Origin of the sequence: uncultured Lactobacillus sp. (genome assembly GCF_947367085.1) — a bacterium.
In the GTDB taxonomy this organism is placed as follows: Bacteria; Bacillota; Bacilli; order Lactobacillales; family Lactobacillaceae; genus Lactobacillus.
The window spans coordinates 1-12,440 of record NZ_CANBCP010000051.1 but is presented as its reverse complement, the minus strand read 5'-3'; the positions used below and the strand labels follow the sequence as shown (position 1 = coordinate 12,440).

Annotated in this window: 10 protein-coding genes and 1 other annotated feature; all 10 genes read left to right on the top strand. The window is 34.6% G+C overall.

Annotation, left to right across the window (positions count from 1 at the left end):
• Positions 1-219: 219 nt before the first annotated feature.
• Entirely contained in the window at positions 220-1,389 is a 1,170-nt protein-coding gene (locus Q0Y70_RS07850) for a galactokinase (RefSeq protein ID WP_297819389.1), read from the top strand.
• Between the two features lie 19 nt (positions 1,390-1,408).
• Positions 1,409-2,866 (top strand): UDP-glucose--hexose-1-phosphate uridylyltransferase, encoded by a 1,458-nt coding sequence (locus tag Q0Y70_RS07845; RefSeq protein WP_297819386.1) that lies wholly within the window; start codon positions 1,409-1,411, stop codon positions 2,864-2,866.
• Between the two features lie 9 nt (positions 2,867-2,875).
• Positions 2,876-3,868, top strand: a complete 993-nt coding sequence (locus tag Q0Y70_RS07840) for a LacI family DNA-binding transcriptional regulator (protein ID WP_297819383.1) — start codon at positions 2,876-2,878, stop codon at positions 3,866-3,868.
• 90 nt (positions 3,869-3,958) lie between these two features.
• Positions 3,959-4,531 (top strand): phosphatase PAP2 family protein, encoded by a 573-nt coding sequence (locus Q0Y70_RS07835; protein ID WP_297819380.1) that lies wholly within the window; start codon positions 3,959-3,961, stop codon positions 4,529-4,531.
• Positions 4,532-4,717: 186 nt separating this feature from the next.
• Positions 4,718-6,004 carry a phosphopyruvate hydratase gene (eno, locus tag Q0Y70_RS07830; protein ID WP_297819377.1) on the top strand — a complete coding sequence of 429 codons (1,287 nt, stop codon included), beginning with the start codon at positions 4,718-4,720 and terminating at the stop codon, positions 6,002-6,004.
• A 128-nt stretch (positions 6,005-6,132) separates the two neighbouring features.
• Positions 6,133-7,758 (top strand): ABC-F family ATP-binding cassette domain-containing protein, encoded by a 1,626-nt coding sequence (locus Q0Y70_RS07825; protein WP_297819374.1) that lies wholly within the window; start codon positions 6,133-6,135, stop codon positions 7,756-7,758.
• Between the two features lie 107 nt (positions 7,759-7,865).
• On the top strand, positions 7,866-8,843 hold the full coding sequence (gene bsh / locus Q0Y70_RS07820) for a choloylglycine hydrolase (protein WP_297819371.1): 978 nt from the start codon (positions 7,866-7,868) through the stop codon (positions 8,841-8,843).
• Between the two features lie 504 nt (positions 8,844-9,347).
• Positions 9,348-9,594, top strand: a binding site (T-box leader).
• A gap of 41 nt (positions 9,595-9,635) precedes the next feature.
• On the top strand, positions 9,636-10,487 hold the full coding sequence (locus Q0Y70_RS07815; RefSeq protein WP_297819367.1) for a MetQ/NlpA family ABC transporter substrate-binding protein: 852 nt from the start codon (positions 9,636-9,638) through the stop codon (positions 10,485-10,487).
• An 11-nt stretch (positions 10,488-10,498) separates the two neighbouring features.
• Entirely contained in the window at positions 10,499-11,548 is a 1,050-nt protein-coding gene (locus Q0Y70_RS07810; RefSeq protein ID WP_297819364.1) for a methionine ABC transporter ATP-binding protein, read from the top strand.
• Complete coding sequence (locus Q0Y70_RS07805; protein WP_297819361.1) at positions 11,541-12,242, top strand: methionine ABC transporter permease; 702 nt, start codon at positions 11,541-11,543, stop codon at positions 12,240-12,242. The genes Q0Y70_RS07810 and Q0Y70_RS07805 overlap by 8 nt, the downstream gene beginning before the upstream one ends.
• The last annotated feature ends 198 nt before the right edge of the window (positions 12,243-12,440 follow it).

The window sequence follows — 12,440 nt, the reverse complement described above, 5'->3', positions numbered from 1 at the left end:
AAAAAAATCATTCCAACACAGACATACTTCATTCTCATTTTTCTAGATACACGTTAAAAGGACTGCTACTCTCAACTTAAGCGGTCCTTTTTTCGTAGCGGGTTAGTAAAATAGTAAAAAAATGAAAGCGTTTGTTTAATCTGCTTAGTAAAGTGTTATATTGAATTTAGTAAAAGTTTTACTTAATTCAAATGAATGAAATTTAACTAGGAGTAAATTATGGATAAGCAAGAATTACTTAATGAATACAAAAATGTTTTTAATGAAGATGGGGAAGCTGTTTATTTTTCTCCTGGCCGAATTAATGTGATTGGTGAACATACTGATTATAATGGCGGCCATGTATTTCCTTGTGCAATTAGCTTAGGGACTTACGGAGTTTATGGGGCAAGATTAGATAAGACAGTTGCCATGTATTCAGAAAATATGGAAGATGGAGCGGTCGTTACTTTTGATTTGGACAGTAACGAATCTGAAAAAGATGAGTCAAGAAGCTGGGTTAACTATTTCAAAGGGATGATCATTTATCTAAAAGATCTTGGTTATCAGATTGATCATGGTTTTAACTTACTAGTTCACGGCAACCTTCCATATGGAGCGGGTCTTTCGTCATCTGCTTCGATTGAATTATTAATGGGTACGATTTTAAAGGATCAGTTTGATCTCGATGTTGCTCAACTTGACTTAGTTAAATTAGGGCAAAAGACAGAAAACCAATTCGTAGGTTTAAACTCAGGAATTATGGATCAATTCGCAGTGGGGATGGGCAAAAAAGATAATGCGATCTTTTTAGACTGCTCAACATTAGAATATAAGTACTTACCACTGGAACTTGGTGATTATGAAATAGTTATTATGTCAACTAACAAAAAGCACTCTTTAGCAAGTTCCAAATATAATGAAAGAGTTGCAGAGTGTCAAGAAGCTGTTAAGCGCCTCAATAAGAAGTTGAATATTTCCAAGCTTGGCGAATTAGATGAAGAAACTTTTGATCAATATACCTACTTGATTAATGATGAAACCTTGATTAAACGTGCACGTCATGCAGTTAGTGAAAATCAAAGAACTTTACGAGCAATCGATGCAATGCAAAAAAATGATCTCGAAGAATTAGGTCGGCTGATTAATGCCTCTCATATTTCACTTCATTATGATTATGAAGTTTCTGGTAAAGAATTAGATACTCTAGCTGAAAATGCCTGGCAACAACCTGGCGTTTTAGGTGCAAGAATGATTGGTGGCGGTTTTGCCGGTAGTGCAATTGCGATCGTTCGAAAGGATAAAGCACAAGAACTAAAAGAAAACGTTGGAAAAATCTATCGAGAAAAAATTGGGTACGACGCAAGTTTTTATGATGCAGAAGTTGTCGGTGGCCCACAAAGAATTTAATATTTAGGAAAGAATAAAAATGACTTTAATTGAAAAATATGCAGATCAAGTTATTGCTAGTGGAAGTTATGAACCATTAGACAAATTTTATTTGGTTAATAGAATCAGAGCCTTAGTTGGACAAAAAGATCAAGAAGATTTTGATGATAGTCAATGTTTAGTTAAGCAGTTAATAAAGTTAGCAGTCAAAAATAAAGTGATCGAAGATAGTATCACTGATCGTGAAATCTTGAATGATCAGTTGTATGATTTGATGACGCCTCGTCCTTCAGTAGTTAACAGAACTTTTTGGGAAAAGTATCAACAATCACCAAATCAGGCAACCGATTGGTTTTATGGTTTATGTGAAAGAAATGACTATGTTAAGTTAGAAGCTATTAAGAAAAATGTTGTCTTTGAAAAGCCAACTAAATATGGTAATTTGGAGATTACTATTAACTTATCAAAGCCTGAAAAAGATCCTAAAGCTATCGCACAAGCTGCTCATGATAATGTTAAAAAATATCCTCAATGTGCATTATGTATGGAAAATGAAGGCTTCAAAGGACAACTTGGTCAAGCTGCTAGAAGTAATCACCGGATTATTAGAATGATGATCGGCGGACAAAAGTGGGGTTTTCAATATTCTCCATATGCGTACTTTAATGAACACTGTATTTTCTTAGATAGTGTTCACGAGCCAATGAAGATTAATCAACAGACCTTGATTAATTTAATTGAAATAGAAAAGCAGTTTCCGCATTATTTTGTTGGCTCCAACGCCGACTTACCAATTGTGGGAGGTTCGATGCTTGCTCATGAACACTATCAAGGCGGTAAACATATCTTTCCAATGATGAAAGCCAACATCAAAAAGGCCATTATTTTTGAAGATTATCCCGATGTTAAAGCCGGAATTGTCAACTGGCCAATGAGCGATCTGCGTTTAATTAGTGCTGATCCAGCTTCAATTATTGAATTGGGGACATTAATTCTCAATAAATGGCAAAATTACAGCGATGAAGATTTAAATATTGTTGCTAAAAAAGACGGTATACTTCACCACACAGTGACGCCAATTATGCATGTTGAAGGCAAAAATTATATTTGTGATCTAGTTTTACGTGATAACAATACGAGCACTAAATATCCATTAGGTATTTTCCACCCACACGATGAATATTGGCATATCAAAAAAGAAAATATTGGCTTAATTGAAGTTATGGGGCGTGCCATTTTGCCAGGCCGTTTAAAAGGTGAGATGCAAGAAGTTAAGAAGTACTTGCTTGATCAGCCAAATGAAATTAAAGATGAACATAAATCTTGGGCAGATAGTCTGAAAAAGCAAAACGTGACTAGCGCAAATGTCGATGAGATAGTTGAAACAGGGCTAGCTGATGTTTTTTCAAAAGTATTAGAAAATGCTGGTGTCTATAAAGATGATGTCGAAGGGCAAAAAGGCTGGGATCGCTTTATAGCTGAAGTTAAAAATAATTAGGGAATTTTTATGGGAGTAACTTTAAAAGATATTGCTAAACAAGCGGGCGTGTCGATTGCGACAGTTTCGAGAATTCTGAATAAGGATTTGACGCTGTCAGTAAATGAACAAACCCGTTTAAAAGTCGAGCAAATTGCCAAAAATTTAAATTATAAAAAGCATTTGTTTAGTTCGAATAAAACACCTAGAATCGCAATCATTCAGTGGTATTCACCAAGTCAAGAACTGGATGACCTGTATTATATGTCGATACGTTTGCGGATAGAAAAATTAGGTCAGCAGCGCGGTTTTGAAACTATTTCTATTTTTCAAAGTCATATTGATCAAGTACCTGAAGATATTATTGGCATTATTGCGATTGGTAAATTTAGTCACTCTCAAGCACAGAAATTGAATGAATTAAGTGAAAATGTTATTTTTGTGGATTTTGATAGCTTAAGTTTAGGACACGATTGTGTTGTTGCTGACTTTGACAATGCTATCAAATTAGTGATTAACGAATTTGAAAAAGAGAAGATTCGTGATATAGGGTTTTTAGCAGGAAGTGAAAAAACAACCGATAATGAACGAGTTCAAGACCTACGTAGATTTTATTTAGAAGGTTATTTACGTGAAGAGGGACTTTATAATGCTAAAAACATCTTTCAAGGTGACTATTCATGGAAATCTGGTTATCAGGTGGTCAAAAAAGAGCTAGAAAAATTACAAGATGAATTTCCACATGGATTATTTGTAGCTAATGATCCAATGGCACTAGGTGCATTAAAAGCTCTTAGAGAAGCTAATATTGAAGTACCTGAGCGCGTATCTTTAATCTCATTTAATGATACGGCGAGTGTAAAATATGTTTATCCAGCTATTTCCTCAATTCATATCCCTCGTGATGAAATGGCTCAAAATGCGTTTGATATTTTGCAAGATCGTCTAGCAAACCCACACAAAAAGCCTACAAAAATAGTTGTCAGAACTTGGCTTAACAAGAGAGATACAACTAAAGATTAAGTAATTTAAAAGTTTGTAGATTAAGTAACAAAATTTAAAAAGACCTGTTAAAATAAAACTTAGAAATTCGTTTACGTTGAGGAAGAACAATTGAAAGTTGAATCATTAATAGGCCTTTTTATTTCGGCTTTAATTTTATTTGGGTTAATTTTTAATATTCGTAAATCACGACGCTTTAATTGTTATGATCGCATTTTGCACCATAAGTTAGTTAAAGAAAATCAATCTATGATGTGGAAGATTATCACATTTTTGAATGAACCAAAATTAATCGTAGTGTGGGATTTTGTTCTAGCTTTGATTTTATTTTTTGAAGGACACCCTTGGTTCAGCATCTGGGTATTGGCAACTTTATTTGTGACAGATTTAATTGGTATTTTTCTTAAACACTCAATCAAAAGACAAAGACCAATTACCAGATTTGCAACCAGAGATGGCTATTCATTTCCTAGTGGTCATGTATTAAGTGCAACTATTATGTTTTTAATGGTGTGGAAAATATTTGTTAGTCAATTTGGGGCCGGTTTGTTTATTTTCCTCGTCGTGAGCTGGCTTTTGGTTGTGATTTCTCGTTTAAATATGCGCGCTCACTATCCATCTGATATATTGGGTGCTACAAGTTTAGCTGTATTATGCTTTTCAATTGCTCAAAGTTTGATCTAAGATCAAACTTTTTTTATTTCGATTTATAAAAACGCTTTCTTTAGTTTACATGCTCACAAAGTTGCTTTAAAATAAATCTGTAGTCAAAAAGGGCATCTGCCCAAAAGCGACGGAAGAGACTAGCTAAGCCAAGTTTGGATAGATTGTATTTTTCGCCACAAATTCTAAGGAGGATTTATTTTAATAATGCTCAAAACAGTTATTGAAAATGTACATGCATTAGAAATTTTTGATTCACGTGGTAACCCAACTGTTGAAGTTCACGTTACTCTTTCAAACGGTATCGTAGGTAAGGCTGAAGTTCCTTCAGGTGCTTCAACTGGTGAAAACGAAGCAGTTGAATTGCGTGATGGTGGTTCACGTCTTGGTGGTAAAGGCGTTATGAAGGCTGTTAACAACGTTAACACTGAAATTAACGACGCTTTAAAGGGCTTAGATCCACATGACCAACCAAACATTGATGCTGTTATGATTGCTTTAGACGGTACTCCAAACAAGGGTCGTCTTGGTGCTAACGCTATTTTAGGTGTGTCTATGGCTACTGCAGTTGCAGCTGCTAAGGATACTCACCAACCTTTATACCGTTACCTTGGTGGTACTGATCTTGAAATGCCTCAAACTTTCCACAACGTTATTAACGGTGGTGAACACGCAGACAACGGTATCGACATTCAAGAATTCATGATTACTCCAGTTGCTAAGACTTCATTCCGTGATGGTTTTGAAAAGATCGTTAACGTATACCACACTTTGAAGAAAGTTCTTGAAGACATGGGTTACGAAACTGGTTTAGGTGACGAAGGTGGTTTCGCTCCTAACATGAAGAACTCAGAAGAAGCTTTAAAGGCTTTACACGAATCAATCATCAAGGCTGGTTACAAGCCAGGTGAAGATATCGCTATTGCATGTGACTGTGCTGCTTCATACTTCTACAACAAAGAAGATGGCAAGTACCACTTGGAAGGTAAAGTATTGACTGATGAAGAATTAGCACAATACTACGACAAGTTGCTTGAAGAATTCCCAGAATTAATTTCTATGGAAGATCCATACGACGAAAACGACGTTGAAGGTATGGTTAAGTTCACTGAAAGCCACAAGGACCGTATCCAAATCGTTCTTGATGACTTTATTTGTACTAACCCTAAGCTTTTGAACAAGGCTATTCACGAAGGTGCTGGTAACGCTTCATTAATTAAGTTGAACCAAATCGGTACTGTTACTGAAACTCTTGAAACTATTCGTCTTTCACGTAAGAATGGTTACAACACTATGATTTCTCACCGTTCAGGTGAAACTGGTGACACATTCATCGCTGACTTAGCTGTTGCTGTTAACGGTGGTCAATTGAAGACTGGTGCTCCAGCTCGTTCAGAACGTGTTGAAAAGTACAACCGTTTACTTGAAATCGAAGAAGAACTTGGCAAAGGCGAACGTCTTGCATTCTTCCCAGACAACGTTGACTTAGACTAATTCACTTAGAATTTGAATAAGCAAAAAGAACTGACTTATGGTCAGTTCTTTTTTTGTAGCCTAGATAATAAGTTAAAATTTTGATATACTACTTGCTAAGACAAAACTAGAAAAGTGAGGTAAAACTATTGATAACAGTATCCGACTTGAGCTTAAACTTATCAGGCCGAACATTATATGAAGACGTTAATTTAAAATTTACCCCAGGTAATTGTTATGGAATTATTGGAGCTAATGGTGCAGGTAAGTCAACTTTTCTTAAATTATTAGAAGGAAAGATGGAACCTACTACAGGAAATATATCCATTGATGCCAATGAAAGAATGTCAAGTCTTAACCAGGACCACTTTGCCTTTGAAGATTACACTGTGATGGAAACGGTAATTCAAGGCCATAAAGAGCTCTATAAGGTTATGCAAGAAAAAGACGCTTTATACGCAAAACCTGATTTTGGAGACGAAGATGGTGTAAAAGCAGCCGAGCTTGAAACGAAGTTTGCCGAACTTGATGGCTGGAATGCCGAAGCTGATGCTGCTAAATTGCTTCAATCTGTTGGTATTAGCGAAGATAAACATAACCTAAAGATGAGCGAATTAGCTGAGTCTGAAAAGGTTAAAGTTCTGCTTGCACAAGCTCTTTTTGGTAATCCTGACATCTTATTACTAGACGAACCTACGAACGGTTTAGATGTTCATACAATTGAATGGTTAGAAAATTTCTTGGCTGATTATCCAAATATCGTAATCGTAGTTTCTCACGACCGTCATTTTTTAAATCAAGTATGTACACAAATGTGTGACGTAGATAAGGGTCAAATTCAACTTTATGTTGGAAATTACGATTTTTGGTATGAATCAAGTAAATTGGCTTCAGAACTTGCAGCTAATCAAAATGCTAAGAAAGAGGAGAAGATTAAAGAACTTCAAAACTTTATTGCTCGTTTTTCAGCAAATGCATCAAAGTCAAAACAAGCAACTTCACGTAAAAAGCAGCTTGAAAAGATCACTTTAGATGATATTAAACCATCACTTAGAAAATATCCGTATGTTAAATTTGATATGAATCGTGAGCTAGGAAACGATCTTTTGAAAGTGGAAGATGTTTCATACAGTGTTGATGGAGAAAAAATTTTAGACAACGTTTCATTTATTGTTCGTCCTGGTGATAAAGTAGGCTTTTTATCTAAAGATACTAGAAAAGTAACTGCTTTGCTTAATATTCTCGCAGGTAAAATCAAGCCTGACACAGGTAGTGTTACTTGGGGACAAACTACTTCGTTCAATTATATGGCACGCGATTTAAACGCTAACTTTAATAATGATGACTTGACAATCTTAGATTGGTTACGCCAATATGCATCTAAAGAGCAAGACGATAATACATTTTTACGTGGCTTTTTGGGTCGGATGTTATTTAGTGGCGATGAGATCGAAAAGAAAATTAAGGTTCTCTCTGGTGGTGAAAAAGTACGCTGCCAACTTTCAAGAATGATGCTTGAACCCGCAAACGTTTTAATTTTAGATGATCCAACTAACCATCTTGATTTGGAATCAATCACTTCTTTAAATGATGCCCTCAAAGATTATCCAGGTTCAATTCTATTTAGTTCTCACGATCATGAATTTATTCAAACAATTGCGGACCACATTATTGAAATTGGTGATCAGGGGATTGTGAGCCGTCCAGAAACAACATATGATGAATTTCTTGATCGTCCAGAAATTCAAGAAAAAGTAGCAAAGATTTATTCATAAAGAATTAGAGATTTTGTTTTTGTACAAAATCTCTTTTTTTATAAAATTTGATCAAAAAGTAGTAAGGTATAGATAGAGTAAAAGAGTAGAAGTGTAAAGGAGAAAAAATGTGTACCTCAATTATCTATAGTTCTAATAATCATTATTTCGGAAGAAATTTAGATTTGGAAGTTACTTTTGGTCAAAAAGTAGTTGTAATGCCTCGTAATTATAAAATTAAAATGAAACGAGTAAATGATATCGAAAATCACTATGCTATTGTCGGAATGGCCGCTGTCGAAGATGGCTTTCCATTATTTTTTGATGCAGCAAATGAAAAAGGGCTTGGCATGGCAGGACTGGCTTACGCAGATCGTGCAACATATATGCCAGCTAAGGAAGATAAAAAGAATATTGCTTCATTTGAATTAATACCTTATATTTTGGGTCAATGTGAAAATATTGCTCAAGTAAAGGAATTATTAGATGACATCAATGTGGATGATGATCAATTCTCAAAGCAATTCCCACCTTCTCCGTTACACTGGCTGTTAGCAGATAAAACTGGAGCTTCATTAACTCTAGAACCAGATAAAGACGGATTGCATTATTATGATAATCCAGTAGGTGTTTTGACCAATGTTCCAGAATTTCCTAAACAATTAATTAACTTAAGCAATTATGCTACTGTATCTCCAGCTCAACCTAAAAATACTCTGGTTCCAAATACAGATATTGACTTATATAGTCGCGGAATGGGTACACACTTTTTACCTGGTGGTATGGATTCAGAAAGTAGATTTGTTAAGGTTGCATTTACCCTGCAACATGCTCCGAAGGGTAAGGATAATATTGAAGATATCACTAATTATTTCCATATTATGCAAGCTATTGCGCAACCAAAAGGATTGGATGAAGTTGCACCTAATACTTTTGAATATACCATTTATACCGACTGTACTGATTTAGAACATGGTGTATATTACTATACCACGTATGAGAATAATCAAATTACTGCAATTGATATGAACAAGACCGATTTGGATGGAAGCGTTTTGACTACTTACCAAGCAAGACAAAAGCAAGAAATTGCTTATGAAAATTAATTGAATTATATTGAAAAGAGATCCAGTCAAAGATTGGTTCTTTTTTTTGTAGGATTAAATAACAAATTGAGATCAATTGAAGAAAACTGATGCCTAGTTGCCGTTTCAATGGCGATGTTATTTAAAATTGCAAAGAGCACCAAGGAATATATTCGAAAGCAGTACATGCAAGCTTAAATACGTTATTTAAATAATGAAATATTTTTTCAAAAAAGGCTTTAAAATAACTTGAATCGTGATATACTATAAATGTCGAGAGGGAAAAAACCTCGAGACATCTTCTCAACAACATGTTTTTCTCAACAATTTATTCGGATAAATCCAATCCGAAACAACGCTTAATTATCGTTAAGCACTTTATTTGTAAATAAAGCGTATTCACTAATACGAATGAAACTTTAAAGATCAGCTCTAGCTGATCTTTTCTTTTTTCTAAATAATCATAGAAAAAAGTAAAAAAGTTCTTGACTATTAAAAATGAAAAAGATATTATATTTTTAACAATTGAAACATTTCTTCAGCAGAGTAAGAAGAACTTTTCACTTTCAGAGAGCCTATGTCTGGTGTAAATAGGTAGGAAAAGCTTCTGAACATGGGCTGAATTGATAAATGGCAGTGGTGAATAATTAACTACTGACGGGGTTGCTCTCGTTAACAAAGCAAAGTAATTCCATTTGGAGCTACTTAGCAAGGCTAATTGTGTGAGCAGTTAGCAAATTAAAGGTGGTAACACGAAGCACTCGTCCTTTTATTAGGGATGAGTGCTTTTTTTATTTTAGGGAGGAAAGTTATATGCATCGTAAGAGAGTGAGAAATAGAATAATCTGGACCATTGTAGGTGTTCTAATTTTAATTGCTGGATGGTTCAGCTTTGGTCCTACACCCAAAACACAAACTAATAAAACTGTAACAATAGGTGTAGTTGGCTTATCAAAACAAGACGAAGAAATATGGAAGAGTGTTCAGCAAGATGCTAAAGAGCAATACGGAATTACTATTAAGCTCAAGAATTTTACTGATTATACTCAGCCAAATAAAGCTTTAGCCAATGGAGATATTGATTTGAATTCATTCCAACATTATGCTTTCTTGAATGAATGGAATAAAGCAAATCATGGGACTTTAACCCCAATTGGTAGAACCTATATTGCGCCTATTAGACTATATTCGAAAAAATACAAGAATATTAAAGATTTACCAGATGGTGCAACAATTGCTGTTCCAAACGATGCATCAAATGAATCACGTGCCTTATATGTTTTAAAAAATGCTGGTTTGATTAAATTAAAAAAAGGCATTACTTTAGCTACAATTGCTAATATAACTTCTAATCCACATCATTTTAAGATTAAAGAAGTTTCAGCAGAACAGACTGCTAGAGTAATTGATGACGTTGATGCTAGTGTTGTAAATAATACTTATGCTGTTCCGGCAAAGCTTGGCGATAAAGAAACTATTTATATTGAACCATTAAACAAGGATTCAAAACAATGGATCAACGTTATCGTTTCACGTAAGACCGATAAAGATAAGAAGTTATACCAAGAAGTTATCAAAGCTTACCAAACAAAGAAAACTGCAAAATTAGCACACAAATTGTACGGCGATACCGAAGTAGTAGCTTGGGGCTTAAAGTTGAAATAGGAGGGTTATAGATGACAGCACAAATTGATTTACAAAATATCGATGTGACTTTTGGTGATGTGAAAGCAGTTAATAATGTTAATTTAACTGTTGAAAAGGGTGATATTTATGGCGTAATCGGCTTTTCTGGAGCTGGAAAATCCACTTTGGTTAGGACTATCAATTTGCTCCAAGAACCCTCTAATGGAGGCGTAAGTGTTAATGGAACAACCTTGTTTAACAACCATAAGTTACAAATTTCCAAAAAGCAGTTACAAGAAAAAAGAAGAAAAATTGGTATGATCTTTCAACATTTCAATCTTCTAAATGAAGAAACTGTTTTGGAAAATGTTGCATTTGCCTTAAAACATGCCAACTTGAATGATGAAGAGTTAGAAAAAAGATGTCTTCATTTATTAGATCTTGTAGGATTAAAAGATTATGCGGATTATTATCCAGCTCAATTATCTGGAGGCCAGCAACAACGTGTAGCTATTGCTAGAGCCTTGGCTAATGAACCGGATATTTTAATTTCTGATGAAGCAACTAGTGCTCTTGATCCTAAAACAACCAATCAGATTTTAGATATTTTGTATGATCTCAATAAAAAGCTAAAACTAACAGTTGTTTTAATTACTCATGAAATGGATGCTGTTAAAAGAGTTGCCAATAAAATAGCTGTGATGGAAAATGGTCAAATTATTGAAAAAGGCAACTTGCGTGAAATTTATCTTCACCCGCAAAAAGAATTAACTAAACAATTTGTTGGTGGGGCACTCGAGGCTCAACATATTTTGAATACTTATCATTTAAATTCACTTGATGCTCAAGATCAACTTTTCCAACTGGTTTATAAGATTAATGATGTAACTAAATCAGTTGTAGCTGATTTAGATGTGGCTTTAAATACTAAAGCAAGTATTCTTTATGGAAACGTTGAGGTATTGGGTGGTCAAGCGATTGGTACTTTAGCAATACTATTGAAGCTTGATGATGAGCAACAAAAACAAGCAATCAGCTTTTTAGAACAAAGAAATGTTGTTGTAACTAAATTAGACAAGGGAGTTTTGACTGATGACTAGTTTTTTCGTTAAATATTTTCCAAATGTAGTGGCCCTTGGCTGGGGCGGAGATGCAGGTTGGGGAACTGCAATATTTCAAACCTTATTTATGACATTTTGGTCAGCTATCTTCGGTGGAATTTTAGGTCTAATTTTTGGTTTGTTGCTTATATTGACTAAACCTAATGGCATCTTAGCTAATAGGCTAGTTTACAATATTGTTGATAAACTAGTTTCAATCTTTAGAGCGGTTCCATTTATTATCTTATTAGCCTTTGTAGCACCTTTAACTCAAAAAATTGTTGGCACTCAAATTGGAATGAAGGCAGCCTTAGTTCCATTAACTTTAGGAGTTTTTCCATTTTTTGCTCGTCAAGTTCAAGTTGCACTAGAAAGTGTAGATCCAGGTAAAGTTGAAGCTGCTCAAGCTTTAGGTGCTTCGACCAATGATTTGATTTTTGATGTTTATTTAAAAGAAAGCCGTTCAGAATTAGCTCGAGTTTCTACTGTGACTTTAATCAGCTTGATTGGTTTGACTGCAATGGCTGGTGCTGTGGGAGCCGGCGGCTTAGGTAATACCGCAATATCTTATGGTTATAATCGTTTTAATAATGATGTAACTTTAGTTGCTACAATCTTAGTCTTGCTTTTAGTATTAATTGTTCAAGTAGTAGGAGACTATGTAGCTAAAAAGTTAAATCACCAAAGTCGCTAAGAATTTCAAATCTCAAGATAAATAAAAGCCGTAGGGTTAAATCGAAATAATCCTACGGCTTTTTAACGCAAAAAAATGAAGATGTCATGTCTGACATCTTCTCAACAACATATTTAATTTGTTCTCTCAAATGTTTTTCTTTTTATCGGATCATCCAAATCCGGTGCTTAATTTTTGTGCTTATTAATTGTGCTTAAT

Excerpts from the sequence above, each read along its gene's own strand:
- Q0Y70_RS07805 (WP_297819361.1), top strand. The coding sequence starts at position 11,541 with ATGACTAGTTTTTTCGTTAAATATTTTCCAAATGTAGTGGCCCTTGGC.
- bsh (WP_297819371.1), top strand. The coding sequence starts at position 7,866 with ATGTGTACCTCAATTATCTATAGTTCTAATAATCATTATTTCGGAAGA.
- Q0Y70_RS07810 (WP_297819364.1), top strand. The coding sequence starts at position 10,499 with ATGACAGCACAAATTGATTTACAAAATATCGATGTGACTTTTGGTGAT.
- Q0Y70_RS07840 (WP_297819383.1), top strand. The coding sequence starts at position 2,876 with ATGGGAGTAACTTTAAAAGATATTGCTAAACAAGCGGGCGTGTCGATT.
- Q0Y70_RS07815 (WP_297819367.1), top strand. The coding sequence starts at position 9,636 with ATGCATCGTAAGAGAGTGAGAAATAGAATAATCTGGACCATTGTAGGT.
- eno (WP_297819377.1), top strand. The coding sequence starts at position 4,718 with ATGCTCAAAACAGTTATTGAAAATGTACATGCATTAGAAATTTTTGAT.
- Q0Y70_RS07845 (WP_297819386.1), top strand. The coding sequence starts at position 1,409 with ATGACTTTAATTGAAAAATATGCAGATCAAGTTATTGCTAGTGGAAGT.
- Q0Y70_RS07850 (WP_297819389.1), top strand. The coding sequence starts at position 220 with ATGGATAAGCAAGAATTACTTAATGAATACAAAAATGTTTTTAATGAA.